This is a genomic window from Paludibacterium purpuratum, from assembly GCF_004363805.1.
Taxonomy (GTDB): domain Bacteria; phylum Pseudomonadota; class Gammaproteobacteria; order Burkholderiales; family Chromobacteriaceae; genus Paludibacterium; species Paludibacterium purpuratum.
On record NZ_SNZP01000011.1, the window covers coordinates 17,139 to 40,115 of the forward strand.

The 22,977-nt window shown below is 61.1% G+C and carries 28 protein-coding genes; 11 read left to right on the top strand and 17 right to left on the bottom strand.

Translation table 11 applies throughout. The annotated features are described in order from the left end of the window. Positions 1 to 24: 24 nt before the first annotated feature. Complete coding sequence (locus DFP86_RS13505) at positions 25 to 909, bottom strand: SDR family oxidoreductase (RefSeq protein ID WP_133682103.1); 885 nt, start codon at positions 907 to 909, stop codon at positions 25 to 27. Positions 910 to 1,015: 106 nt separating this feature from the next. Here DFP86_RS13505 and DFP86_RS13510 point away from each other — a divergent pair, with 106 nt between their 5' ends. The 3 genes from DFP86_RS13510 (at position 1,016) to DFP86_RS13520 (ending at position 5,077) form a co-directional block, all read left to right on the top strand. Further along, on the top strand, positions 1,016 to 1,840 hold the full coding sequence (locus tag DFP86_RS13510; RefSeq protein WP_133682105.1) for a helix-turn-helix transcriptional regulator: 825 nt from the start codon (positions 1,016 to 1,018) through the stop codon (positions 1,838 to 1,840). Positions 1,841 to 2,066: 226 nt separating this feature from the next. Further along, positions 2,067 to 3,677, top strand: a complete 1,611-nt coding sequence (locus DFP86_RS13515) for a methyl-accepting chemotaxis protein (protein ID WP_208108337.1) — start codon at positions 2,067 to 2,069, stop codon at positions 3,675 to 3,677. A gap of 167 nt (positions 3,678 to 3,844) precedes the next feature. Continuing rightward, complete coding sequence (locus tag DFP86_RS13520) at positions 3,845 to 5,077, top strand: sensor domain-containing phosphodiesterase (RefSeq protein WP_133682107.1); 1,233 nt, start codon at positions 3,845 to 3,847, stop codon at positions 5,075 to 5,077. A 139-nt stretch (positions 5,078 to 5,216) separates the two neighbouring features. Here the strand turns inward: DFP86_RS13520 and DFP86_RS13525 are convergent, their stop codons facing one another. Both DFP86_RS13525 and DFP86_RS13530 read right to left on the bottom strand, forming a co-directional pair. Further along, entirely contained in the window at positions 5,217 to 5,522 is a 306-nt protein-coding gene (locus DFP86_RS13525; RefSeq protein ID WP_133682109.1) for a Txe/YoeB family addiction module toxin, read from the bottom strand. Further along, positions 5,497 to 5,772, bottom strand: a complete 276-nt coding sequence (locus DFP86_RS13530) for a type II toxin-antitoxin system Phd/YefM family antitoxin (RefSeq protein WP_133682111.1) — start codon at positions 5,770 to 5,772, stop codon at positions 5,497 to 5,499. Before DFP86_RS13530 ends, DFP86_RS13525 begins: the two co-directional genes overlap by 26 nt. 270 nt (positions 5,773 to 6,042) lie before the next feature. Here DFP86_RS13530 and DFP86_RS13535 point away from each other — a divergent pair, with 270 nt between their 5' ends. Next, on the top strand, positions 6,043 to 6,717 hold the full coding sequence (locus DFP86_RS13535) for a methyltransferase family protein (RefSeq protein WP_208108338.1): 675 nt from the start codon (positions 6,043 to 6,045) through the stop codon (positions 6,715 to 6,717). Between the two features lie 35 nt (positions 6,718 to 6,752). Here DFP86_RS13535 and DFP86_RS13540 read toward each other — a convergent pair whose 3' ends face one another. The 10 genes from DFP86_RS13540 to DFP86_RS13585 form a co-directional block, all read right to left on the bottom strand. Next, on the bottom strand, positions 6,753 to 7,145 hold the full coding sequence (locus DFP86_RS13540) for a RidA family protein (protein ID WP_133682113.1): 393 nt from the start codon (positions 7,143 to 7,145) through the stop codon (positions 6,753 to 6,755). Between the two features lie 35 nt (positions 7,146 to 7,180). After that, positions 7,181 to 7,627: a MarR family winged helix-turn-helix transcriptional regulator gene (locus tag DFP86_RS13545; protein WP_133682116.1), complete on the bottom strand. Its 447-nt coding sequence runs from the start codon at positions 7,625 to 7,627 to the stop codon at positions 7,181 to 7,183. Next, positions 7,615 to 8,265 (bottom strand): cysteine hydrolase family protein, encoded by a 651-nt coding sequence (locus tag DFP86_RS13550; RefSeq protein WP_133682118.1) that lies wholly within the window; start codon positions 8,263 to 8,265, stop codon positions 7,615 to 7,617. The genes DFP86_RS13545 and DFP86_RS13550 overlap by 13 nt, the downstream gene beginning before the upstream one ends. A gap of 87 nt (positions 8,266 to 8,352) precedes the next feature. Then, positions 8,353 to 9,588, bottom strand: a complete 1,236-nt coding sequence (locus DFP86_RS13555; protein ID WP_133682120.1) for a type II toxin-antitoxin system HipA family toxin — start codon at positions 9,586 to 9,588, stop codon at positions 8,353 to 8,355. Further along, positions 9,585 to 9,896 (bottom strand): helix-turn-helix domain-containing protein, encoded by a 312-nt coding sequence (locus DFP86_RS13560; RefSeq protein ID WP_243729396.1) that lies wholly within the window; start codon positions 9,894 to 9,896, stop codon positions 9,585 to 9,587. The genes DFP86_RS13555 and DFP86_RS13560 overlap by 4 nt, the downstream gene beginning before the upstream one ends. 137 nt (positions 9,897 to 10,033) lie before the next feature. Next, positions 10,034 to 10,666 carry a LysE family translocator gene (locus tag DFP86_RS13565; protein WP_133682122.1) on the bottom strand — a complete coding sequence of 211 codons (633 nt, stop codon included), beginning with the start codon at positions 10,664 to 10,666 and terminating at the stop codon, positions 10,034 to 10,036. 84 nt (positions 10,667 to 10,750) lie between these two features. Beyond that, complete coding sequence (locus DFP86_RS13570; RefSeq protein ID WP_133682123.1) at positions 10,751 to 11,257, bottom strand: DoxX family protein; 507 nt, start codon at positions 11,255 to 11,257, stop codon at positions 10,751 to 10,753. Beyond that, the gene (locus DFP86_RS13575) at positions 11,254 to 12,042 is read right to left on the bottom strand and encodes an HvfC/BufC family peptide modification chaperone (protein WP_133682125.1); all 789 of its coding nucleotides are present in this window, start codon (positions 12,040 to 12,042) and stop codon (positions 11,254 to 11,256) included. Before DFP86_RS13575 ends, DFP86_RS13570 begins: the two co-directional genes overlap by 4 nt. Continuing rightward, positions 12,017 to 12,880: an MNIO family bufferin maturase gene (gene bufB, locus DFP86_RS13580; RefSeq protein ID WP_133682127.1), complete on the bottom strand. Its 864-nt coding sequence runs from the start codon at positions 12,878 to 12,880 to the stop codon at positions 12,017 to 12,019. The genes DFP86_RS13575 and bufB overlap by 26 nt, the downstream gene beginning before the upstream one ends. A 17-nt stretch (positions 12,881 to 12,897) precedes the next feature. Next, the gene (locus DFP86_RS13585) at positions 12,898 to 13,149 is read right to left on the bottom strand and encodes a BufA1 family periplasmic bufferin-type metallophore (protein ID WP_133682129.1); all 252 of its coding nucleotides are present in this window, start codon (positions 13,147 to 13,149) and stop codon (positions 12,898 to 12,900) included. Positions 13,150 to 13,353: 204 nt separating this feature from the next. On the opposite strand from DFP86_RS13585, the gene DFP86_RS13590 reads away from it, so the two are divergent. Continuing rightward, the gene (locus DFP86_RS13590) at positions 13,354 to 13,968 is read left to right on the top strand and encodes an RNA polymerase factor sigma-70 (RefSeq protein ID WP_133682131.1); all 615 of its coding nucleotides are present in this window, start codon (positions 13,354 to 13,356) and stop codon (positions 13,966 to 13,968) included. Continuing rightward, complete coding sequence (locus DFP86_RS13595; RefSeq protein WP_208108339.1) at positions 13,965 to 14,174, top strand: anti-sigma factor family protein; 210 nt, start codon at positions 13,965 to 13,967, stop codon at positions 14,172 to 14,174. Before DFP86_RS13590 ends, DFP86_RS13595 begins: the two co-directional genes overlap by 4 nt. Before the next feature lie 139 nt (positions 14,175 to 14,313). Here the strand turns inward: DFP86_RS13595 and DFP86_RS13600 are convergent, their stop codons facing one another. After that, positions 14,314 to 15,108 carry an NAD(P)H-dependent oxidoreductase gene (locus DFP86_RS13600; protein WP_133682133.1) on the bottom strand — a complete coding sequence of 265 codons (795 nt, stop codon included), beginning with the start codon at positions 15,106 to 15,108 and terminating at the stop codon, positions 14,314 to 14,316. 86 nt (positions 15,109 to 15,194) lie between these two features. Here DFP86_RS13600 and DFP86_RS13605 point away from each other — a divergent pair, with 86 nt between their 5' ends. Further along, positions 15,195 to 16,091 (top strand): LysR family transcriptional regulator, encoded by an 897-nt coding sequence (locus DFP86_RS13605; protein ID WP_133682135.1) that lies wholly within the window; start codon positions 15,195 to 15,197, stop codon positions 16,089 to 16,091. 21 nt (positions 16,092 to 16,112) lie between these two features. Here DFP86_RS13605 and DFP86_RS13610 read toward each other — a convergent pair whose 3' ends face one another. Further along, complete coding sequence (locus DFP86_RS13610) at positions 16,113 to 16,517, bottom strand: hypothetical protein (protein WP_133682137.1); 405 nt, start codon at positions 16,515 to 16,517, stop codon at positions 16,113 to 16,115. 81 nt (positions 16,518 to 16,598) lie between these two features. Between DFP86_RS13610 and DFP86_RS13615 the strand changes: the two genes are divergently transcribed. The 3 genes from DFP86_RS13615 (at position 16,599) to DFP86_RS13625 (ending at position 18,661) form a co-directional block, all read left to right on the top strand. Continuing rightward, complete coding sequence (locus DFP86_RS13615; RefSeq protein ID WP_133682139.1) at positions 16,599 to 17,582, top strand: nucleoside hydrolase; 984 nt, start codon at positions 16,599 to 16,601, stop codon at positions 17,580 to 17,582. A 68-nt stretch (positions 17,583 to 17,650) separates the two neighbouring features. Continuing rightward, positions 17,651 to 18,163, top strand: a complete 513-nt coding sequence (locus DFP86_RS13620) for a BON domain-containing protein (protein WP_133682141.1) — start codon at positions 17,651 to 17,653, stop codon at positions 18,161 to 18,163. A 63-nt stretch (positions 18,164 to 18,226) separates the two neighbouring features. Next, positions 18,227 to 18,661 carry a pyrimidine dimer DNA glycosylase/endonuclease V gene (locus DFP86_RS13625; RefSeq protein WP_133682143.1) on the top strand — a complete coding sequence of 145 codons (435 nt, stop codon included), beginning with the start codon at positions 18,227 to 18,229 and terminating at the stop codon, positions 18,659 to 18,661. Positions 18,662 to 18,681: 20 nt separating this feature from the next. Here the strand turns inward: DFP86_RS13625 and lplT are convergent, their stop codons facing one another. Beyond that, a complete protein-coding gene (gene lplT, locus DFP86_RS13630) occupies positions 18,682 to 19,920 on the bottom strand; it encodes a lysophospholipid transporter LplT (protein ID WP_208108340.1) in 1,239 nt (412 codons plus the stop codon). Between the two features lie 26 nt (positions 19,921 to 19,946). Next, a complete protein-coding gene (gene aas / locus DFP86_RS13635) occupies positions 19,947 to 22,082 on the bottom strand; it encodes a bifunctional acyl-ACP--phospholipid O-acyltransferase/long-chain-fatty-acid--ACP ligase (RefSeq protein WP_133682145.1) in 2,136 nt (711 codons plus the stop codon). Positions 22,083 to 22,197: 115 nt separating this feature from the next. On the opposite strand from aas, the gene DFP86_RS13640 reads away from it, so the two are divergent. Next, the gene (locus DFP86_RS13640) at positions 22,198 to 22,935 is read left to right on the top strand and encodes a helix-turn-helix domain-containing protein (RefSeq protein WP_133682147.1); all 738 of its coding nucleotides are present in this window, start codon (positions 22,198 to 22,200) and stop codon (positions 22,933 to 22,935) included. Positions 22,936 to 22,977 lie beyond the last annotated feature (42 nt).

Here is a 22,977-nt window from a genome sequence, read left to right on the forward strand (position 1 = left end):
GGTTCGAGACGGCCTTCCGCGCGGTCAGGCAAAATCCATCTGTTCCAGATCGGCGATCAGGCCCGGGCCGGTGGGCTGCCAGCTTAAGTTTTGCCGCGTGATGGCGCTGGAAGCCGACAGGTCGTGGCCGGCGAACATACCGAGCCAGCCGAAATGGGATGCCGCCTCGTCCGGCGTCAGCGACACCACCGGCAGCCGCAGGCCACGGCCGACCGCGGTGGCAATGTCCCGCATCGGCACGCCTTCTTCGGCAACGCCATGGTAGCGCGCGCCCGCTTCGTTTTTTTCCAGCGCCAGCCGGTAGAGCCGCGCCACATCCCGCACATGGGCGGCGGACCAGCGATTGCTGCCGTCGCCGACATAAGCCGACACGCCTTTTTCCCGCGCCAGCGCGATCAAGTAGCTCACCAGCCCCTGCCTTAACGTGTCGTGCACCTGCGGCAAGCGCATAACCGAGGCACGCACGCCGCGGTCCAGCAGCGCCAGCGCCGTCTGCTCGGAGACGCGCGGCAGGGGCGCATCCGGTGGCAAGACATCCGTTTCGCGCGCCAGTTGGCCTGGCTGAGCCATGCCGGCGGTGCCCGAGGTGACGATGAGCTGTCGACCGGAACCGGCGAGTTCGGCGCCCATCGCTTCGATCGCGCGGCGGTCGACTTCGCAGTTCTCCTGGAATCTGGAGAAGTCATGGATGAACGCCAGATGAATTACCGCATCCGCCGCCGCGGCGCCGCGTCTGAGGCTATCCGGGTCGTCGAGCGAGCCGCGATGGACTTCTGCGCCTGCCGCAGCCAGCGCTCGAGCGCCCGCATCCGAGCGGGCAAGGCCTAGCACCTGGTGCCCGGCGGCGATCAACTCGTTGACGACCGGGGTGCCGATAAAGCCGGTCGAGCCGGTAACAAAAACACGCATGGGGACTTCTCCTTGGGACAATGTAATCGTCCACGCATTATTATGATGACTAGTTATCGACTTAAAGTAGTGACGTTATACGGGTATAAGCTTTAACAGGATGCGTATGGTCAGCGAAAAAGAAAGCGCGCTCGGCGCCTACCTGAAAGACCGCCGGGCACGGCTCGATCCCGAAGCGCTGGGCTTGCCGATGAGCCGACGCCGCACGCCCGGTTTGCGGCGCGAGGAAGTCGCCCAGCGGGCGCATGTCAGCGTCACTTGGTACACCTGGCTGGAGCAGGGCCGCGGCGGTGCGCCGTCGGCGGAAGTGCTGGAGCGCATCGCCCGTGCGCTGATGTTGACCGAGGTGGAACGCGAGCATTTGTTCTTGCTTGCGCTCGGTCGCCCGCCGGAAACGCGTTACCACTCGGTCGACAGCATTACGCCACGCCTGCAGCGGGTGCTGGATGTTCTGGAAACCAGCCCCGCCATGGTTCGCACCGCCACCTGGGATGTGGTGGCCTGGAACCGCGCCGCGGCGGCGGTGCTGGGCGACTACGGCCGCATGCTGCCCGCGCAGCGCAACATTCTGCGGTTGATGTTTTCCAGCGCGCGCGTCCGTTCCGCACAAACCGATTGGGAGAGCGTCGCCCGCTTCGTCGTTGCCGCATTTCGCGCCGAAACGGCCCGGGCCGGCGCGACCGAAACCGCCATCGCGCTGGTGGACGAGCTGTCGCGTTCGAGCCCGGAATTCGAACGCATGTGGAAGGATAACGAGGTGAGTAGCCCAGGCGGCGGCACCAAGCAATTGCGCCATCCCGAGGTCGGGCTGATCACGATGGAGTATTCGTCGTTTGCCGTCGACGGCCGCACCGATCTCACGCTGGTCATTTACAACCCGGCGTCGGAGGATGACGTTGCCAAGGTTCGCGCGCTGTTATCCAAGTCTTAGCGCCGCCAAGGTCGTGCGTTGCTTCGCGAACGCACGCTACCCGGAAATCCACCCGGCCCATCTGGCGCCGCGCAATATTGGCCTAAAGTGAACAATATTGATCTGGAGTAGGAAAGTGGTGCTAAGTAGATTTACTATCAAATAGAATGAGCGCATCGACCAACAATAACCCTAACCCTCGTTTGCACAAAAAACTCGTACACGCCGTTTTCTGGAGAAGAGCAAAATGAAACTGTCCACCAGACTGGCCATTATCGTGCTGACGTCGATTCTCGGCCTGATCGCGATTGGCGGAGTGGCACTGCAAACCCTCAACCGCACCATCATGGACGAGCGCAGAACCAGCCTATCGCTGGTGTTGCGCTTAGCCAGCCACCAAGTTTCCATCTATCAGGCTCTGGAAAAATCCGGCAAGCTGACGCGCGAGCAGGCGCAGCAGCAAGCCCTGAACGCCATTCGCGGCCTGCGCGATACCGATGATTATGTGTTTGCCCGCCGCATGGATGGCTATGTGCTGGTTCACCCGGATGCCCGCAAGGAGGGCAAGATCGACCCGGGCGGCCTCTTGCCGGATGGCCGTACCAGCATGCAGGGCTACATCGACGCCGTCGCCCAGAACAAGATCGGCTTCGTCGATACCATTACCAAACGTCCCAACGAGAACGACTTGGTGCCCAAGCTGGTGGCTGTCACCCATATCGACGACTGGGATTGGCTGGTCGGCTGTGGCACCTATATCGACGACGTCAACACCATTTTCTGGCAACAGGCCATCAAGTTCGTCTGTATCGGGCTGGCCGTCATGTTGCTGGTGATTGCGGCCGCCGCGCTGCTGGCACGCCAGATCTACCGGCGCCTGGGCGGGGAGCCCGACTATGCCGCCGAAGTGGCCACGTCGATCGCACGCGGCGATCTGAGCCAGGCAATCCAAGGCAACCCGGCCAGCGACAGTCTGCTGGGCGCCATCAACACCATGCAGCACAACCTGCAAAAAGTCGTGCACGATATCCAGCTAGGGGCCGGCAAGCTGCACGATACGGCGCAATCGCTCTCCGAGCGCATGGCACAAATCTCTTCCGCCTCGCATGAGTCCTCTAGCGCCACGACCGCCACGGCATCGGCCATCGAGCAACTCTCGGTCAGTGTCGATCAGATCTCCGACAGCGCCCGCGAAACCGAGAACAATTCGGCGCAAGCCAGCAAGCTGTCCGAACAGGGCGGGCTATTGGTCAATGATGCCGCCGAGGAAATCCAGCGCGTCGCAAACCAAGTCGAGGATGCTTCGCGCACCATCGCTTCGCTGGACGAACGGGCCGGCACCATCGATACCATCGCCAATGAAATCAAGGATATTGCCGATCAGACCAACTTGCTGGCCTTGAATGCCGCCATCGAAGCGGCCCGGGCCGGGGAGCAGGGCCGGGGCTTTGCCGTGGTGGCCGATGAAGTGCGTAAGCTGGCGGAACGGGCCGGCAATGCGACGGGCAAGATCACCGAAATGATCAGTGCCATTCAGCAAGACACCCACTCGGTGGTGAGCAGCATGCAGCAGATCAAGCCGCAAGTGGCGCTGGGGGTGGACAAGGCCTCTCAGGCCGCCGACGCCCTGCGCCAGATCCGCGAGGGAACGGCCGAAACCTTGAGCAAGATTCGCGAGGTGGCCCACTCGACATCGGAACAGAGTGTCGCCAACAGCAATGTGGCCAGCAATGTCGAAAAGATCGCCCATATGGTGGAAGAATCGGCGCTGTCGGTTCAGGCCGCGCGCGACAGCGTCATGGCGCTGGAAAAACTGGCCGGCGATCTGAACCAATCTGTCGCCAGCTTCAAAGTCTGAGGAAGTCCGACCGACAGCCAAAGACCCCGGACGGGTTCCGGGGTCTCCGGCCATGCCTCGCCCTCCAAGCGTCTTGTGCTCCCCGTACCCCACCACGATCACGGTGAACTTCAATACAACCGTATCTATAATCACTCGTATTACGTCATGGGCATACGAGGGCTGACATGGACGCCAAGCACAGTACCGTCGACGAAACCATCATGGATACGCTTCACTCGGTGCGCACATTGCTTGGGATGCAAATCGCGTTCATTTCCGAGTTCAAGGACGGCCGTCGGATCTTCCGTTTTGTCGACAGCGCCGAAGACTTGCCTCCCCTGGTCTGCGTGGGTAACTCGGATCCGCTGGAGGAAAGCTACTGTCAACGGGTGGTCGATGGCCGCCTGCCGGAGTTGATCCGGGATGCCCGGCAAAATGCCGAAGCCATGACCTTGCCGGTGACGGCCGCATTGCCGGTCGGCGCCCATTTGAGCGTGCCCATCCGCTTCAGCGATGGCCATGTCTATGGCACATTCTGTTGCTTCTCCTTGGCGCCCGACGCCACCCTGAACGAGCGCGACATCCGGACCTTGCGGCTCTTTGCCGAAATGACCTGCAAGCTGATGGAGCAACAGATCGAGCAAAGCCATAGCCATCAGCTCATCGTCGACCGCCTGCAAGATACGCTGGACGCGGAACGCTTCAACATTGTCTACCAGCCGATCATTCATATCGCCCAGCATCGAATCGTCGGCTACGAAGCCCTGTCGCGCTTCTCGGCCGAGCCGATACGCTCGCCGGACATATGGTTCAACGAGGCGGCGGAAGTCGGCCTGCAGGAGGCGCTGGAGCTGGCGACCATTCGGAAGGCGCTCCAGGGGCTGATTCGTTTTCCGGACGACACCTATATGTCGCTCAACGCCTCGCCCGCGACCATTCTCAAGGGATCGCTGGATGCGCTGCTGGCAGACTATCCCCTCGACCGTCTGATGCTGGAAGTCACCGAGCACACTTCCGTCGACGATTACGCCCAGATCGTCACCGCCCTCAAGCCGCTGCGGGATAGAGGTTTGCGGCTGGCGGTGGACGACGCCGGCGCGGGCTACGCCAGTTTTCGCCATATCCTCAAGTTGCAGCCGGACATCATCAAACTTGATGTGAGTTTGATCCGGCAAATCGACTGCGACACCGGCTGTCGGGCCTTGGCCGGGGCGCTCATTCGCTTCGCCGAGGAAACGGGCAGCAAGATTGTCGCCGAAGGGGTGGAAACCGTGGAGGAACTGAAGGTCTTGCGCGCATTGAAGGTCAACAAGGCGCAGGGCTATCTGCTAGGGCGCCCGACCACGATCGATGCCTTGCCGTCCGAGCCGGCTTGGGGCGATGGGTTTCCGGCGCTGGGGGGGAGCAATTCTGCGTAGTCAGGCGATATTCCACGCGCCTTACCCGATTCCTCGCTGTTTCACCTCGGACGAGGGCTGATCTGGCCATTGTCTGAGTTCTTAGCCTGGTAGGTCGGGTGTGCCAACCCCCGGCCTTTTCCCTCTCGGGAGGATGGCGTCATCCGCTTGCGTAGTGGTAGCGGCACGCCACGACATAGATGTTCCCGTCTTCCGGCAAGTACACCAAGCGATGTTCCCGATCGATTCGCCGCGACCAGAACCCCGTCAGGCTGCCTTTCAACGGTTCGGGCTTGCCCGTTCCCCTGAATGGATCTTTCTTGCATTCTTCAAGCAGACGGTTGATTTCTTCCATCTTCTTGGCGTCTTTTTGTTGCCAGTAAAGGTAGTCGTCCCATGCATGATCAGACCATGCGAGAAGCGATTCCTTGGCGGACAGCTTATTTTTTGTCTTCTGCGTGCTCATTGGTAATCAGCCCCATAATCCGAGCCTTACCAGCTTTTACTTGAGCAATGGATTCCGATAGCCGCTGCGCATTTTGGGGGCTGCTCAATAGATACAGCGTTTCCTGCATACTGTTGAAGTCATCCAAAGATAACAGCACAACATGCTCGCCTTTCTGGCGAGTGATCAGCAGTGGGTCGTGGTCACGGCAAACTTCATCCATCGCCTGCTTAAAGCTGGCACGGGCCTCGCTGTAAGTTAAGACGTTCATGGCAGATACCTTCTTCAATCGATATTTGTATTCAGTTTCAGTCGTTTTTCAGTTTTCGTTTTGGTTGCAGAGCGGTGTTTTGCTCTCCCATATATTGCGACGGTATCGCTATTTGTTTGTACCATAATTTGTACAAAAGTTCAATTTGCTTTCACCGCAGACAATGCATGTCGTCGAGGTCGCGCGTTGCTTCGCGAACGCTGCCGGAATACATTTCAACGCCTTGAGCGCACCGCCGCTGGGGCGATTCTCCGGCGCTATACTGCAGGCATGACCACCCCCATCGTGAAAGTTTTCCGGCGCTATACCATTTCGCTCGCCATCCTCGGCGTTGGGCTGATGCTGGCCGCGGGTACGGTTCATTATTGGCAGGCTTGGTTGTTGCTCGCGGTTGTTTCCCTGGCCTGCGTTCCCCACACGGTGTTGATCGGCCAAGATCCTTTGTTGCGCGAAAGCAGGTTGCGTAGCGGGCCGACCGCGGAGTCGAGGCCGATCCAAAAAATCATCGTCACCTTTCTGCTGGCGACGACCGTGGCCGCGTATCTCGTCCCCGCGTTGGATCGGCGCTTTGGCTGGTCGGCCGTGCCGCTTTGGTTGTGCCTGCTCGGAGAGGGGGTGATTCTCTTGGCCTTGTGGTGGGGCTATCGGGTGTTCCGGGTCAATTCGTTCGGGGCGGCCACCGTCCAAGTCGCCGAGAACCAGCGCGTGATCGACTCGGGCCCATATGCCACGGTGCGCCACCCGATGTACAGCGGCGCGTCGATCTACACCCTGGGGCTATCGTTGGCACTGGGCTCTTGGTGGGGGCTCATCCCCGCGGCCCTGACCGTGCTGGGTTTCGCCTGGCGCTTGGCCGATGAGGAAAAGTTCTTGGCCCGCCAGTTGCCGGGCTACGCCGATTATTGCGCCAAGGTGCGCTGGCGTCTGTTTCCTGGGGTGTATTGATCGATCGTATCGCGGCTTCAGCCGCGATCATCCCCTCACCCCGGCACAACCGCAAAAGCATCCACCTCCACCAATACCTCTGGATGGAACAGCGAAGCCACGCCAATCAGCGAGCTGGCCGGCGGTCGCTCGACGTCGACCCAGCGATCGCGTACCTCGCGGATGACCGGCAGTAAGCTCGATTCGAAGTCGCGTATATAGAGGGTCAATCGTGCGACCGCTTCGAAACCGACTCCCGCCGCTTGCAGCGTCGCCGACATGTTGCGGAACACTTGGTCGAGTTGCGTGGCCAAGTCCGGCGCGCAGACGCGCCCTGTCTCATCGAGCGGCACGTGGCCGGACAGCAGCAGTAGACGGCCGCTTTCGATCAGCATGGCATTGGAGAGCCCCGGAATCGATGGGCCGGGGGGATTGATCGGGCGCAGCATGGCAGGTCCTTTCTCGTGGCTGGGATGGGGGGAATTCATAGGCGGGTATCGCTCGCCATGAACCGGTCGATCAGCTGATAGTAGCCGGGTAGCACGCGATTGAGCGTGTCGTGTCCGGCCACGGTTAGGCGAACGCGTTTGATCCGGCCGTCGTTGTCGCAGGCCCGGGTCGCGAGCAGGCCATCGTCGACTAGCGTTTGCACCGTGCGCGTCATGACCGGGCGCGAAACATCGACGCGTTCGGCCAGTTCGCTCACCATCAGGCCCTCAGGCAGATCCTCGCGCTCCAGGACGATGAGGATCAGATAGCGCAGGGTCGACAGGTCGTTTGCGGCGAAATAGTTGTCGAGTTGCCGCATCAATAGGCTGGCTTGCCGCAGCATGTGTAGCGCGTCATGCACGTTGTCGACATTCATGGCGGGAAAGCGCGTTTGATAGCTTTGCAGTATTTCCCTGCTGGGAAGTTCCTTTAGAAAGAACATGCGGCGGCCTCTCCTTGGAGCTGGCGCAACAAGCCCTGGGTATCGATGCCGGCGCCGAAATGGTGCAGGACGTGTTGCAGTACATGATCGTGCTGCGCCTGGCTGAACGCGGCGCAAGCGTCGGTCGCCAGCCAGCAGTTCAGCCCCATGTCGTGCGCCTCCCGCAGGGTGGATTCCACGCATACATGGGTGGCAAAGCCCAGCAGCACCAGGGTGTCGATGCGGTTGTTGCGCAGGAAGGGATCGAGCGTCGAGTTCTTCAGCACGCTGGCGCCGGATCGCCCTTGCACGACGAATTCGCCGGCTTGCGGCACAAAGGGCGGCGCGAATTCGGCGCCTTGTCCGGTCCAGGTGCCGGCGCGGGGAATCGCCGCGCGCAGCCCGAGGACGTTGTCGCCGCCGGCAAACAGGCGGTAGTGCGGGTCGGCGCGCAGGTCGAGCCCCGCATGCACCACGGTCCAGCCTTCGGCGCGTGCCGTTTCCACGATCCGCGCGGCATTTGACACGGCTTGGCGAAACGGGGCCTTGTCGACAACCAGCTTCTGAAACAAGGGGCCGTGCTCGTTGAGCCATTCATTTTGGAATTCGATAAAGACCAGTGCCGTGCGCTGCTTGTCGATGTTTGTCGCGGTCTGCATCATGGGTTCCCTTTGTTGATTATCATGGTAACTATATGGACGCCGGATAAGCAGCGCAAGTTCTTTAATCAAGCATGCCGCAGAGCTTCACCGCGATAGGCAACGCAGCGCATTGTCTCCTATACGCCGCTCGATCTCAGCGACCGTGCTACGCCGAATGCCATATCCGGACACATACTCGTCAAACCGATGCGCCACCGCCGCTATTTTCTCGATGCACTGCTCCGCAGCGGTACGGGCCAGTCGATGCTCCTTGACCATCGCCAGCAACTGCTCGCGACCGGGATGGCGAGCCTCCCCGCGAATCGCCAATTGGTGCTCGCCACTTGGCCCGGGGCAATACGTCAGATCATAGGCCGGCGCCAGCTCCCACCGTTGGCTCTGGTTGAGAAGAAACGAGAAATTCTTGGTGTGGTCGTCGCGATTGTTGAAAATGATGTTGAATACGCAGCGCTCGAACGCTTTGAACACTTCACGTTGGTCATTCGTCAAGAACATGACGAGCGGCATGAGTGTCGAGTCATAGTCGCAGGCGGGTATCCGGAAATCATCGTCCAGCACGCCCGCCATGGTCAGAATCGGCACCCGCTCGCCATGATGGCGATCAAATCGCTTGATGCCAAATGCCGCCAGGTTGTCGGCCAAGTCGAAATACGCCGTTTCCGGCATATCCAGGCCGCAATCTCGCGCCATGAGCGAATAGCAATACTCCAATGCACAAGCTTCTTTGTCTTCACCCTGCCCCGGAAACTTGACGAGCCAGGGCTCGCCAGCCGCGTTGGTATCGGTGCTGACGCGATCGTTCGCTCGGTCGTACTGCAGTAGTACCTTGGGCCTGGCGCCTTGAGGGGAGCCGCCCATGAGCGCCAGCTCCCGCAGGGCATTCGATGCCTCTCCCGCTTTGACTTCTTGTACTTCTCTGGCGATGGTCAACAGATTCACGTCGGCAGGCTCAAGCCCGTGTTCCGTCTCCGGTTCGAAGCTGAGCGCACCCATGGCGCGGTCGCCGATGAACGCCAACCGGTCGAGCACAGTGATCAACTCCCGGCCCATCCCTTTGGTGGCAAAGAATCGATCCATGACCAGCCGCCCCCATCCATCCGGCAATGCGTCGGCAATCAGACCGGGCAGGTACTCTTGATAATCGGGAAATCGACTATATCCGGCAGTTCTAAGCGGCAGCTTCAGCGGCGATAGGGATAGATCCCGTTCGATGGCCTCCGGGGAGTATTCGAACATCAGGGTGTGCCGGTCTTGGGCCAACCGACCGAGTAAAAAACGTTCGCCCCACCCGTTGTAGTAGACGTTGAGCATTCGCATCATCGTCCTGCCTTTCTGGCGCGTGTCGCCGACCGAGCTTGCGCGGCTTTTTCCATGTCGGCGATGGAGTTCAAGCTCAGTTCAAACAGCGTGTTCAGATCGTTTGCCAGTCCGAGGGCTTTCGCGACGCATATGACAGAACTCAACGATGCCTGGCCTTTGGTTTCGAGATTACGCACGGTTCCCCAGGAAACGCCGGCACGCTCTCCGAGCTCGGTCATGCTCAAGTTTTGTGCAAGCCGCTGCATGCGAAGCCTGCGGCCCAGTTCCAAACCGATGGCGGTCGGCGATGCCAGTTCAAAAATCAACATATTGCTTATCTCGCCCGGTTTTTTGCCAATATTGTAAATAATTTTACAATAGGCTGAAAAGCTACGCTAGGCAAGTTGCCGACAAAGAAGGCGCATTGGCTCGGTGGTATGTTGTGGCTTCAGCCGCGATATCCCGCTTACACCGGCTGCAGACGCGCCAGCTTGATCCCCAGCCCGATGAACAGCGCGCCGCCCGCGCGTCGCAGGCCATTCAGTAGCCTGCCGTTTCGTACCCGCGCTTGCATCTGGCGAGCACTGAAGGCATAGATCGCATGCACCAGACAGACCGTGGTGGCAATGGTCAGATACATGACGGCGAACTGCGGCAAGAGCGGTTTATCGTTGGTAAGAAACTGCGGCAGAAATGCCGACAGGAAGATCATGGTTTTGGGATTGCTGCCGGAAACGAACAGCGCTTCGCGCAGCACCCGGGTACGGCGATAATCCGCGCCGTTTTCCTGCCCGGTCGTCCCGACCGGGCGGCTGGCGGGGCCGAGCAACTGCCGCGCGCCGATCCAGAGCAGATACGCCGCCCCCATCAGCTTCATCGCGATAAAAAGCGGCGGCAGGGTTTTGAGCATGGCGCCGATGCCGCACGCCACCAGCACCATCACCCCCAATTGCGCCAGCAGATTGCCGAACACGGTGACAAACGTCGCCCGCTGCCCGTAACGCAAGGTATTGCGAATCACCAGCAGCACATTCGGCCCGGGGGATAAGGTGGTGGCCAGATAGGCCAGGGCGAACAACGACCAGAGATGCCAGCTCATCGGTATGCCTATCCAATTTGAGTATTGCACTCATATTGCCATTCGGATGCGGCGTCTTCAATCTCCGGGCCGGTCGCCCGCCTGTCACTGACGATTGCGTAGTGCGATGCGCGCGCGCTTTATGCCATACGCCAGCATGGCATCGACCGACAATTTGCCCGGGCCGGAAAACGTCAGTGCCAGCAGCAGCATGCCCCATACCTTGTGATCGATGAAACCGCCGCCCCAGAAGTCTTGCCACAGTCCGTGGGGCCATAGGTCGGGGTAGGAAATCACGGCGACGATGTTGTAGACGAACAGTACGGCGGCGGATGCCCGCCCGGCCAGGCCTAGGCCGAGCAGCCAAGGTAAGACCAGTTCGATCATGGTTCCTAGGGGCGCGGCCCACTCGGCGGGGAGCAGCGGGACGTGGTATTCGCTTTGAAACAGCGCGAGCGTGCCGGCCGGATCGGCCCACTTGGCGAGCCCCGCGTGCCAGAAGTCGAGCGCCACCCAAAGGCGGAACAGCAGCAGGCTAAACGGTGTGGCCAGTTCCAGCCGGCGGGTCAATGCCGTGTAGCGCTCGGCGAGGTAACAGATTGGGCGAGTCATGGTTGTTTTCCCTCGATACGAAATCCGGCGATCAAGCCGTTTTGCAGCAGAAGCCCAAGGTGCGAGGCCAGATCGAAGCGTTCGCCCGCATCCGCCGTGGCATCGAGCGCTTGTGCCAATGGTTTGCCCGACAGCAGCGCGCGCATGAAGCGGCCGGCGTCCTCGGCGAGGGCATAGTGCGAGATTTGCGTGCCGCTACGCCAGATCAGCACCGATTGCGCCGGTGCGGCAAGCGACAGGCGGGATAGGCCATCTTGTTGGCAGAACCGCCAGATGTCGTACAGTGGAAAGCGGCTTTCGATCAGCCCGATGGCGGGGTGAAAAGCGAAGATGCATTGGGACAGCGCCTCTTCCGACAGGTCGGACAACATCGACGCCGCAATCGGCGCGGCATCCGCGGCAAGATAGGATTGCAGGCGTGCCCAGTCGAGCGCGGCGACGTCCCGCAGGTAGGGCAAGCCGGTCAATTCCGCCTGACACGCCAGAAACGAGGCGAACGTGGCGCCGAACGCCTGCAGATTGCCGCTGGCGGAAGGCGCCCCGGCGATATAGCGCGCCGCCATGCCGTCGAAGCAGGCTTCGCCGACGAGGCGCCGCACCGTCGGAAAACTGGTTTGCAAGGCGCCGGTCTGTGTGTTGATCACCATATTGCGGTAAATCCGCAGGCGTTCGCCGGTGTCCAGGCCGTTTGGCCGCACCCAGGGCGCAATCGCCGCGCAGTCGCCGTCCACGACGCTCCGCACGAAAGCGCGCTGCAGTTCAAGCAGGGACGGTGCGGTATTCATCCAACATCTCCTCGGCAAGCCGGGCCTCGTCCAGCAGCACGTCGAACGCCGGCAGATCCTGATCCCACTCGATCAACGTGGGCACAGGCCCGAAACGCGCCAGCGCCGCGCGGTATAACGTCCATACTGCCGCGTCCACGCGCCGGCTGTGCGTGTCGATCAGCAAAGGCGCATCGAGCCCTTCTTTACGCGTAAACCCGGCCAGGTGCATCTCGCCGATCGCCCGCGGCGGCAAGCCGCGCAGGAAGTCGGCGGGGTCGAAGCCATGATTGACGCTGTTGACATAGACGTTATTGATATCGAGCAGCAAGCCGCAGCCGCTGCGGCACGCCAGCTCGGACAAAAACGTCCACTCCGGTAGCGTCGAGTGTCGATAGGTCAGATAACTCGATACATTTTCGATCAGGATTTGTCGCCCGAGCGCGTCCTGGATTTGCTCGACCCGCTCGATCGCCAGTTGCAGCGCTTCTTCGGTATAAGGCAGCGGCAGCAGCTCGTTCATAAAGCGGCCGTCGACGCTGCCCCAGCAGAGGTGCTCGGACACCAGGCCCGGCTCGAATCGCCGGATCAGTCGTCCGAGTTTGGCCAGGTGGGCGCTATCCAGACCGTTCGGGGAGCCGAGATAGAGTCCCACGCCGTGCAAGCTGAGCGGGTAGCGGCTGCGCACGGTTTCGAGCACGGCCGGAAGCTCGCCGCCGTCACAGAAAAAATTTTCGCTGTGAACCTCGAACCAGGGCACCGAAGGCTGTTCGGACAACACCTGCCGGTAGTGCGCGGGTCTTAGTCCGACGCCGGCCTTGGGCGGTACCGGTGCGATGGGAAAAGGGGCGGCGAGCATGGCGGATCTCTCCTGGCTTACTTGCTGGGCATCTCGGCGCCGCCGTCGATCTTGGCGCATAGCCCGGACGGCACCAGCACGAAGGCTTGCGGGTCGCGCGCCATGGTGTCCTGGCCGGCGCACGAGTGACCGGGGGTGTGACAGTCGTTCTTATGGGCGGCGTTGACGCCAAAGCACTTTTCCATCGGAGGTTGTGCCGCCTGCGCGCCTGCGGCGAGGCCGATGAGGCCCAGAGCGAGCGCTGCCTTGATTGCGGTATTCGATTTCATGGTGTTCTCCAGTTAAGTTCGGGAAGGTTCCCGTATGGCTTGGTCGTCGGAGAAAGACGATTCATTACACAATCGAGGAAAATTTTTTTTCGACCGGCACCTGCGACGCAGTATGTCGCGGGAAGTGTAAGAAATTTGTGCCGCGGAACGACTAAACAGGCCCTACCATTTAAGACACTGAATCATGAAAGACGAAACGGGATAATGAACGACGACAGCCTACAACCGTTCCCCCATGGCTGGGACGCCTTGCAGGACCATGCCTTTCTGGTGGCGTTGCGCCGTCAGATGCTCAAATTCGCCACCTTGCAACTGGGGGATCGCCATCAGGCCGAAGACGCGGTGCAGGAGGCCTTGGCGGGCGCACTGAAAAACGCCGCGTCGTTCGGCGGCCAGGCCGCGCTGAAGACCTGGGTGCTGGCCATTCTGAAAAACAAGATCGCCGATATCCTGCGCCACAACCGGCGCATGGTCGATGCCAGCCAGCTGTTGAACGAGGCCGAGGAGGAAGAGGATTTCCGGGATCTGTTCGACCGCAAAGGTTTCTGGGAGGCGGACGAGCATCCGAAACGGTGGGGAGATCCCGTCGAGTCGTTTCGGCAACAACAGTTCTGGGCCGTTTTCGAAGCCTGTTTGGAACGCTTGCCCGCCCAGCAGGGCCGAGTGTTCATGATGCGGGAAGTGATCGAACTCGATACCGACGAGATTTGCGACGCGGTCGGTATCCGCGCCAGTAATTTGTTCGTGATGCTGCATCGGGCACGGCTGCGCTTGCGCGAGTGCTTGGAAGACCGCTGGTTCGCAAAGGAGGCATCATGATGCTGAATTGTTTCGAAGCCTCGCGCCTCTTGTCCGAGGCGCAGGAGCGTCCGTTGATCTTGCGGGAGCGCGTCACGCTCGGCATCCATCTCTCATGGTGCTCGGGTTGCCGCAATTTCCGCCGCCACATGCATGCGTTACGGACGATTTCCCGTGGCTACGGCCAAAGGCGCGACACGGACGACGAACGCGTCGGGAAGCGATGACAAACGCTATGCGGCCGGCCCGACCGGACGGCTGGCGGGCCCCAGTAGCTGCCGCGCGCCGATCCAGAGCAGATACGCCGACCCGGCAAGTTTCATCGTCACAATATGACACTTATACCGCCATCGGGCCGGACGGTCTTCAATCTTCCGGGCGATTCGGCGCCGCATGAATGCCATAACCGGATTGATCCGCGGCAATCTCGGGGCGCAAGGTCAGTTCCGGGATGAGATAGTCGCCGGCGTTCTGGCGCCGGAAAGGGATGGGTGCCGTGTCGAACAGCCGATCCAGCCGTTGACCCAGTTCGTGGCAAATTCGATCGAATTTCGCGGCATCGGTTTTGTGGGCGCGGTAGACGACGTGCGGCGGCAGTACGTCGAAGCCCGGGTAGTACAGCACGCCGTGTTGGATCGGGAACAGTACGTCGTCGATCGGACCGTTGATGCCGCGCGGCGCGTAGTGCGATTCCCAACCGCCGGCGGTCACCATCAACATGGCGCGTTTGCCGGTTAGCGTGCCCTCGCCGTAACGATCGCCCCAGTGGGTATCGGAATGCTCGCCCACGCCATAACCGAAACCGCAGGCATAGACCCGCTCCACCCAGCCTTTCAGGATGGCGGGCATGGTGAACCACCACAGCGGGAATTGCAGAATGACGGCATCGGCCCAGCGCAGTTTGTCTTGCTCCGCGACGATGTCGGCGGACTGGGTGCCGGTCTGGAAAGCCTGCATCGAATCCGCGGAAGGATCGAAGCGCGTGCCTGGTCGATATGCGGTGTTGTCGTCGCTATCCAGGGTGGTTTTCCAGCGCATGGCGTACAGGTCGGATACCTGGACCATATGGCCGTTTTGCATCAGGCGGCGTACTGCGTAGTTTTTGAGCGAGCCGGTCAGCGAGCGCGGTTCGGGGTGGGCGTAGACAAGTAGAACGTTCATGGCTTTGTGCTCCAGCGGTAAATAGCAGCACGATAGGTTTGGCTGAGATATATTGGAAATGAATTTCCAGAATTGTAGGTATTGCCATGAATAATGCCTTGCGCCAACTCGATCTCAACCTGCTGGTGACGCTCGATGCTTTGCTGATCGAGCACAACGTCACGCGTGCCGCCGAGCGCTTGCACCTGTCCCAGCCGACGGTGAGCGTACAGCTCGCCCGCTTGCGGGACTTCTTTGGCGACCCGCTGCTGTTGCCCGGCCCGAGAGGTATGCGCCCCACCGTTCGCGCCGACGCGCTACGCGAACCGCTGCGCCAGGCATTGGCCGCCCTGTCGCTGGCGGTGGCGCCCGCCAATCCGTTCGACCCCGCTCTGTCCGATCGAATCTGGCGCGCCGCGGCCTTCGATTATTGCGAGTTCACGGTGTTGCTGCCGACCCTGAGCGCCCTGCGCACGGTCGCGCCCATGACGAAACTCTCCGTCGTGCAAGTTGCCCCGTCTGTGGTGGCCAAAAAAGCCGAACAAGGCGACATCGACCTGGTCTTTCACGCCGATACCGAGGCGCCCCCCGAACTGCGCAGCCGAGTCTTGTTTGCCGAACGCTACGTGTTGGCCGGCCGCGTCGGGCATCCGCAGTTGCAACGCAGCCCGACGCTGGCGCAGTTCTGCCGACTCGACCATGCGATTGTGTCGCCGAGCGGCGGGGCATTCCATGGCGTGACGGATACCGTGCTGGCCGAACGGGGGATGACGCGGCGGGTGGTTTTGTCGGTGCCGCACTTTCTGTTTCTGTCGGCGGCACTGGCCAGTACCGATCTGGTGGCGATGGTGCCGTCGCGGCTGGTCGAGGGTAACACCGCACTGCAAGTGGTCGAACCGCCGGTCGAAGTGCCCGGCTTCGAGATACTCATGTTGTGGCACGAACGGGTGCATCGCGATCCGGCGCACCAGTGGTTGCGAGAATTGATCGTCGCGGCGGTGTAAGAGCGCCGATGCCCGGCCCGATCAAAAAGTCAGGCCGAAGTGTTGCCGCAGCTGTTCTCTGCCGGCCGGTGTCAGTTGCAACTCGCGGCTGTCCGCTAGGCGGATCACCCAGCCGTTTTGCAAAAAGGCGGTCAGTAGCGCGGCGCCCAATGGGCCGCCAAGGTGCGCTCGACGTTCGCTCCAGTCGAGGCAACCGCAGGTCAATGGCCGGCGCTTGGTCGGTGGCGGGTACGACAGTCCCAGGCGGTCGAATGCCTGTTTGCCCGTTGTGCTCAATCGATATGTTTCGCCATCGAGCCAGCCCAGGCTCAATATCTTGTCATGCAAGGCGACCGCCATTTCGCCGCCCATGTGGCGGTAGCAAGTGCGGGCAAAGCGCAAATGCTTCGGGGTTCTGCTGCGTGCTTTGCCAAGGTCGTTGTCCATATTTCGCATATCGGCTAATAGATGGAAGTAGTATATGTACTTTGCATCCGGTTAGCCGGTATCCGTCGAAAAGCGAGTGTCATGCCATCCCCATCCAGCCATACCAACCCACGCCATAAAGTGCTGTTCGATACCGATCCCGGCATCGACGATGCCATGGCGCTTTATCTGCTGCACCGTCATCCGGCGATTGAATTGCTCGGCATCACCACCGTGCACGGCAATGCCTATACCGAGGTGACCACCCGCAATGCGCTGTATCTGTGCGACCGCTTCGGCATCGACGTGCCGGTGGCGCGCGGCGCCGCTCAGCCCTTGGTCGGCAAGAAGGATCATGTGCCGGCCATGGTGCATGGCGACGATGCGCTGGGCAATATCGGCCCGATCGCCACGCCTCGGCATCCGCTCGATCCGCGCCCGGCGCACCGCCTGATCATCGATACCGTGCGCCAATACCCGGGCGAGGTCACCCTGGTCGCCGTGGCGCCGTTGACCAATCTGGCGCTGGCGTTGAAAGAGGATCCGGCCATCGCCGGCCTGGTGCGTCAGGTGGTGATCATGGGCGGGGCCTTTGGCGTTCATGGCCAGATCGGCAATGTCAGCCCGGTGGCCGAAGCCAATATCATTTGCGATCCTTATGCCGCCGACCAGGTATTGACCGCGCCTTGGCCTGTGGTGATGGTGGGGCTGGATGTGACGCACCAAGTGCTGATGCCGCGGGCGATGTTCGAGCGTGTGCGCGATGAGGGTGGTGCGGATGGGCAATTCCTTTGGCGGATTTCCCAGCAATATCTGTCGTTCTATGCCCGGCAGGAACGGATCGATGGCTGCTATGTGCACGACGCCAGCGCCGTGGCTTATGTGATCGATCCGAGTTTGTTCCAACTGAGATCGGGCCCCATCCGCGTGGTGACCGATGGCATCGCGGTCGGCCAGACCATCCAGAACGCCAGCGGGCGGCAGTATCGCTCGCCGGTTTGGCAAGAGGGCCCGGCGCAGTCTGTGTGTACCGAGGTGGATGCCGACGGGCTGCTGAAGCTGATGATGGCGACGCTGCTGGCTTGAGCTGGCCGGCGAATATTTCCTGGCGGACTAAACTGAATGCACTTCCACGCCGATCGGTTGGAGCCACCGTGCGATTGTCCGTTTGTGTCTTGGGATCTCGATGGCTGTGTCTGGCGCTGCTGACCAGTAGCGTGGCGCTGGCGTCGGCGCCGCTCAAGAACTGGTTCAACGATCCCTTCTTTCAGGTGCGTCACCGCATGGCCGGCTGCCCCCAGCCTCTCGGCCCCTATGGCACGGAAGACGAGATGAAGCAGCAGGCGCATTCGCGCGTGGAGCGCGGCACCAGTTGCTGGCGCGCCGGAAAGTGTAAAAAGCCCAATGCCTATCTGTACGATGCCGACATCGCCAACGATCTTCGGCGCCGGTTCGCCGCGAGTCGTCGCTTTGCCGATGCGAGCTTGTGGATCACGGTGCAGCGGCGGTTTGTGTATGTCGAAGGGTGCGTGCGCAGCAAGCGGACGATGTCGGGCATCGAGGACTTCGTCAAGCGCACGCCGGATGTGGAGCTGGTGATCGCCAATACCATCGTCGGCACCGGCAAACCGAACTATGCGGTGATGCCGGCGCGAACGCCGGGTTGAACCTGGCGGCCCAATATGTAGTCGTCATCAACCTGGGGTATCCGCTCATAAGGCGCTATCGGTATGAGACTCTGGTCGTTGCATCCGAAGTATCTTGATCCGCAGGGGCTTGTCGCCCTTTGGCGGGAAGCGCTGTTGGCTCAAGCGGTACTGCGCGGCGAAACGCGCGGATATCGCAGCCATCCGCAACTCGAACGTTTCAAGCGTCACGCCGCGCCTCTCGCGGCGATATCTCAATATCTGCAGGCCGTGCATGCAGAGGCCGTCGCTCGTGGTTATGCCTTCGATCGGCGCAAGATTCAGGCGGGTACGGAACCGGTGACATTACTGGTTACGTCCGGGCAATTGGATTTCGAGTGGGCGCACCTGATGAATAAGTTGCAAACCCGCAATCCCGTTGTTTATCGGCAATGGCATGAAACCGTGACGCCAGAGCCGCTGCCGATGTTCGAAGTGCGTTCCGGCCAGGTTGAATCATGGGAGCGACCGCATTCCTAGCAAAAGACGGTCGCAGAGACTCAAACAGTCTGAACGGCTTCGGCCGACTTCCCCGCCACGCGGGCGTGGCGCACTCTCACGCGCCACAGCACTATCATCGCCAGCGCCATGGCCAGACCGAATCCGGCGGCAATCGTCGTGACCGGCGCGCCGGCGCGTAGCGCCAGGGTATAGGCGCCGATCATGGTCAACATGGCCAGGTTTTCGCCCAGATTTTGCACGGCGATGGCATGACCGGCGCCGACGGTGTTGTGGCCGCGTTCCTGCAACAGGGCATTCAGCGGCACGACGAAGAAGCCGCCGAAGCCGCCGATGGCCAGCATGATGGCCAAGGCGACGACCAGGTTGCCGGTGCCGGCGAGCAGGCAGACCGCCACGCCGATCAGCACGCCGGCCGGCATGGCGCGGTTGACCTTTTCCAGGGTGACGAAGCGGGCGGCCAGTGCCGCGCCGACCACGATGCCGACGGCGACCAGCGCATTGAGATAGGCCGGCATGCGGTTATTCATGATGCCGAGCGCCACCGGTACCCAGGCGACCAGCAAAAAGCGCATGGTCGAGCCGGCGCCCCAGAACAGACTGGTGCCGACGATGGAGAAACGGGTGTCGGGCATACGCCATAGCGTGCCCAGCACTTGGCGGAAGTCGCCCAGGATGGCCTTGAGGGATACCCGTTCGAGCACATGTGCCGGCGCCAGACGCGGGATCAGCAGGTTGGCGCCGGCGGCTAAGGCATAGCACAGGGCGACCAGTACCAGGGTGCCCGGCACGCTCCAGTCGGCCAGGGTGCCGCCCGCCAAGGCGCCGATCAGAATCGCCGCGATGGTCGAGCCTTCCATCAGGCCGTTGGCCTTGACCAGCCGGTCGGACGAGGTCAGTTCCGACAGAATGCCGTATTTGGCGGGCGAGTAGGTCGCGGCGCCCACGCCGACCAGCCCATAGGCCAGGAAGGGATTGAGGCCTAGACACATGCCGAGCGCGCCGCCCAGCTTCAGGCCGTTGGCCAGCAGCATGACCCGGCCCTTCGGCAGCGCGTCCGCCAAGGGGCCGGCGAACGGGGCGAGCAGGATGTAAGCCGCGACGAAGAACTCCTGCAACAGCGGCGCGGACCATTCGGGATAGTGCAGGTTTTTGAGCAGCGCCAGCGCGCCGAACAGCAGGGCATTATCCGCCATGGCCGACAGGAACTGCGCCGCCAGCACGGCGAGCAAGCCGCGCGACCATAACGGCAGATCCATTTTCTCGGGAAGTACGTTCAAAACTTATCCTTTCCAATAGCGGGCGGTTATCGGGCGGCCAGCGCTTCGGCCATGCTTTTCAGGCTGACATAATCGACTTTACCCGAACCCAGCAACGGGATGGCCTCCACCTGGTGAATGTTGCGCGGGATGGCCAGTTCAGGGGCGCCCAGGGCTTTGGCCGCCGCGCCCAGGGCCTCGCGGGCGATGTCCGTCGCCGTGGTGAACAGCACCAGCGCTTCGCCCTTCGCCTGATCCGTGCGGGTGGTGACGGCATGCATGAAGCCCGGCGCGGCGCTGGCGGCGATTTGTTCGACGATCTCCAGCGACACCATTTCGCCGGCGATCTTGGCGAAGCGTTTCACACGACCCAGGATATGGACGAAGCCCTCGTCGTCGATGTGCACGATATCGCCGGTGGCATACCAACCGGGTCCGCGCGATTGCGGCGGTTGAATTTCGCCGGGCCGATCATGCAGCAGATAGCCTTTCATGATGTTCGGGCCTTGTACGTGCAGCGCGCCGCCGACTTCGATCCCCGGCACTGGTTCCAAATAATGCCGCATGCCGGGCACCAGTTGGCCCACGCTGCCGTTGCGGCAAGCCATCGGGACGTTCACGGCCACCACCGGCGCGCACTCGGTGATGCCATAACCTTCCAGAATGCGGATGCCGAATTTGTCGATCCAGGTGTGTCGAACGCTTTCGGACAGTTTTTCCGCGCCGGAAACCACATAGCGCAAGCGGCCGAAATCGTATGGATGGGCGAAACGGCTGTAATGGGCCAGGAATGTCGAGGTGCCGAACAGTACGGTGCAGTTCCGGTCGTAGGTGAGCTCCGGGATGATGCGGTAATGCAGTGGGCTGGGGTAGAGAAAGACCTTGCAGCCGGAGACCAGCGGCAGAATCGCACCGCAGGTCAGCCCGAACGAGTGGAACAGCGGCAAGGCCATCATGAATTTATCCAGCGGCGTAAAGTCGGCCACCGCACGGATTTGCGCGACGTTGGACAGCAAAGAAGCGTGCGAGTGAACCACCCCCTTCGGCTTGCCTTCCGAGCCGGAAGTGAACAACACAATGGCGTCATCGTCCGGCTGCTGCGCTATCTCGGCCAGACGCGGAAATTGGCTGTGCCACAGGACCCACAGTTTGTCGGCCAGGCCAAAACGGGCTTTGAAGTCCTCCAGATAAAGGATGCTCACATCGGATAACTGCGCGAGCAGCGGGGCCAGTTTGGCTTTTTCGACAAAGGCGCGCGAGGTGACGATGGTGCGAATGCGTGCGGTATGGAGCGCGGCACGCACGCTTTCCACACCGGCGGTATAGTTGAGCATCGCCGGGATGCGATTCTGCGCGCTCAGCGCCAAGATCAACCCGAGCGAAGGCGCGGCATTCGGCGTCATGACGCCGACGACTTCATGCTCGTCGCTGAAGCGGCGGATCAAGCGCGACAACGCTAGCGTCATCTTGAGCAAGGAGCCGTACGACTCTTCTTTTAGCCGTACATCCTCCACCAGTTTGTAGCGCGAACCGAAGGTGTGTCGCGCATCGAGAAATGCCTGGTACAGCGTGCGCTGCGGCCGGGTCGCCACCAGCATGTCGAGCAGGATGTCCCGCATCAGTTCGCCGGCGCGGCGGCGGCGCAGCTTGGCCGAGGGCAGATCGGGCATGGGGATCTGGCGGCGCGGCTGGATCGAGATGGTGATCCTGGGAAATAGTTTGAGCGGGTAGATGCCGGATAGCCGCCCAAAATAACTGCGCCCGGTGCCTTCGATGCGCACGGGCACGATGGTGGCGGCACTGCGCGCCGCGATGAAGGCGGCGCCGTCGTAGACCTTCATCAGCGAGCCGGTGACCGTCAGCCTTCCTTCCGGAAAGATCACGACCGGCGCCCCGCTTTCGACCAGCTTGACGATCAGCTTCATCGACAGCGGGGTGGTCGAATCGACTGCCAGATGCCGGACGTGCCGTAGCAGCAGCGCGAAAAACGGGTTGGCGGCCACGCTGGTATGGATCACGAATGTGGCATCGACCGGCAGGAATAAGGCGAGCAGGATGCCATCGATAAAGGACTCGTGGTTTGCCACGATCAGCGTGCGCTCGTTAGCGAACGCCGTACCGTCCCCGGCGACGCGGATGCGGAATAGGGGGCGCAGAATGATGCGCAAAATGAATTTCAACATAACGCTGACGGCCTTGAAAAAATAACAGCATGCAATGTTTCAAAATAAAAATATACTCTCCAAGGAAAAGCATATTAATAATATATAAATGGTATCGCATTTATATACTTTAGCCATGACAGAGACCGAACATTTAGTCAGTGCGATCAAACGACATTTGAAGCGCCAGGGTATGACCTACCGGGATTTGGCAGCCGATATCGGCTTATCCGAACCAGGCGTAAAGCGCATGTTCGCATCGCATCGTTTCACCGTAGAACGCCTGGTGCAAATCAGCAATTTGCTCGGCTTCACGCTTGCCGAGCTGGCGCAGGATGCGATGCTGAGCGAAAAGCGGTTGCATATGCTGACCGAGGCGCAGGAACGCGAGCTGGTGTCCGATCCGCGATTATTGCTGGTTGCGGTTTGCGTATTGAACCAGTGGGAACTGCAGGACATTGTCGGTGTTTATCGGCTCACGGAGGCCGAATGTATTGAACGCCTTGTGCGGCTGGATCGACTGGGACTGATTGCCCTTTTGCCGAATAACCGCGTGCGTCTCCAGGTGGCCCGGGATTTCGACTGGCAACCCAAAGGGCCGATTCGATCGTTTTTCTTCGATGCCGGCTTGGGCGATTTTTTGCGAAGCGATTTTACCGGGCGGGATCAGATTATCGACTTCTCCCACGGCATGCTGACCGAGACCGCTTGTGCCGCCATGCACGCGGAAATCAAACGTCTACGGCAACGCTTTGCCGAGTTACACCTCGAAAGCCTTGCCGTACCGCTATCGAAACGCCACGGCATAGCCATGGTGGTGGCCTTCCGCGAATGGGAACTGGCGGCATTTTCGTTGCTGCGGCGAGGGGCGTGACCCACGTCTGCTCAGACGTATACCGTGCCGGCCAGGACGGCG

Coding starts and splice junctions, on each gene's coding strand:
- DFP86_RS13575 (WP_133682125.1), bottom strand. CDS start 12,042: ATGAATACCGCACCGTCCCTGCTTGAACTGCAGCGCGCTTTCGTGCGG.
- DFP86_RS13545 (WP_133682116.1), bottom strand. CDS start 7,627: ATGTTCTTTCTAAAGGAACTTCCCAGCAGGGAAATACTGCAAAGCTAT.
- DFP86_RS13525 (WP_133682109.1), bottom strand. CDS start 5,522: ATGAGCACGCAGAAGACAAAAAATAAGCTGTCCGCCAAGGAATCGCTT.
- DFP86_RS13585 (WP_133682129.1), bottom strand. CDS start 13,149: ATGAAATCGAATACCGCAATCAAGGCAGCGCTCGCTCTGGGCCTCATC.
- DFP86_RS13515 (WP_208108337.1), top strand. CDS start 2,067: ATGAAACTGTCCACCAGACTGGCCATTATCGTGCTGACGTCGATTCTC.
- DFP86_RS13640 (WP_133682147.1), top strand. CDS start 22,198: ATGACAGAGACCGAACATTTAGTCAGTGCGATCAAACGACATTTGAAG.
- DFP86_RS13520 (WP_133682107.1), top strand. CDS start 3,845: ATGGACGCCAAGCACAGTACCGTCGACGAAACCATCATGGATACGCTT.
- DFP86_RS13625 (WP_133682143.1), top strand. CDS start 18,227: ATGAGACTCTGGTCGTTGCATCCGAAGTATCTTGATCCGCAGGGGCTT.
- DFP86_RS13535 (WP_208108338.1), top strand. CDS start 6,043: ATGACCACCCCCATCGTGAAAGTTTTCCGGCGCTATACCATTTCGCTC.
- DFP86_RS13590 (WP_133682131.1), top strand. CDS start 13,354: ATGAACGACGACAGCCTACAACCGTTCCCCCATGGCTGGGACGCCTTG.
- DFP86_RS13550 (WP_133682118.1), bottom strand. CDS start 8,265: ATGCAGACCGCGACAAACATCGACAAGCAGCGCACGGCACTGGTCTTT.
- DFP86_RS13505 (WP_133682103.1), bottom strand. CDS start 909: ATGCGTGTTTTTGTTACCGGCTCGACCGGCTTTATCGGCACCCCGGTC.
- DFP86_RS13565 (WP_133682122.1), bottom strand. CDS start 10,666: ATGAGCTGGCATCTCTGGTCGTTGTTCGCCCTGGCCTATCTGGCCACC.
- DFP86_RS13510 (WP_133682105.1), top strand. CDS start 1,016: ATGGTCAGCGAAAAAGAAAGCGCGCTCGGCGCCTACCTGAAAGACCGC.
- DFP86_RS13610 (WP_133682137.1), bottom strand. CDS start 16,517: ATGGACAACGACCTTGGCAAAGCACGCAGCAGAACCCCGAAGCATTTG.
- DFP86_RS13595 (WP_208108339.1), top strand. CDS start 13,965: ATGATGCTGAATTGTTTCGAAGCCTCGCGCCTCTTGTCCGAGGCGCAG.
- DFP86_RS13605 (WP_133682135.1), top strand. CDS start 15,195: ATGAATAATGCCTTGCGCCAACTCGATCTCAACCTGCTGGTGACGCTC.
- DFP86_RS13530 (WP_133682111.1), bottom strand. CDS start 5,772: ATGAACGTCTTAACTTACAGCGAGGCCCGTGCCAGCTTTAAGCAGGCG.
- DFP86_RS13555 (WP_133682120.1), bottom strand. CDS start 9,588: ATGATGCGAATGCTCAACGTCTACTACAACGGGTGGGGCGAACGTTTT.
- DFP86_RS13615 (WP_133682139.1), top strand. CDS start 16,599: ATGCCATCCCCATCCAGCCATACCAACCCACGCCATAAAGTGCTGTTC.
- DFP86_RS13570 (WP_133682123.1), bottom strand. CDS start 11,257: ATGACTCGCCCAATCTGTTACCTCGCCGAGCGCTACACGGCATTGACC.
- bufB (WP_133682127.1), bottom strand. CDS start 12,880: ATGCTCGCCGCCCCTTTTCCCATCGCACCGGTACCGCCCAAGGCCGGC.
- DFP86_RS13560 (WP_243729396.1), bottom strand. CDS start 9,896: ATGTTGATTTTTGAACTGGCATCGCCGACCGCCATCGGTTTGGAACTG.
- DFP86_RS13540 (WP_133682113.1), bottom strand. CDS start 7,145: ATGCTGCGCCCGATCAATCCCCCCGGCCCATCGATTCCGGGGCTCTCC.
- DFP86_RS13600 (WP_133682133.1), bottom strand. CDS start 15,108: ATGAACGTTCTACTTGTCTACGCCCACCCCGAACCGCGCTCGCTGACC.
- aas (WP_133682145.1), bottom strand. CDS start 22,082: ATGTTGAAATTCATTTTGCGCATCATTCTGCGCCCCCTATTCCGCATC.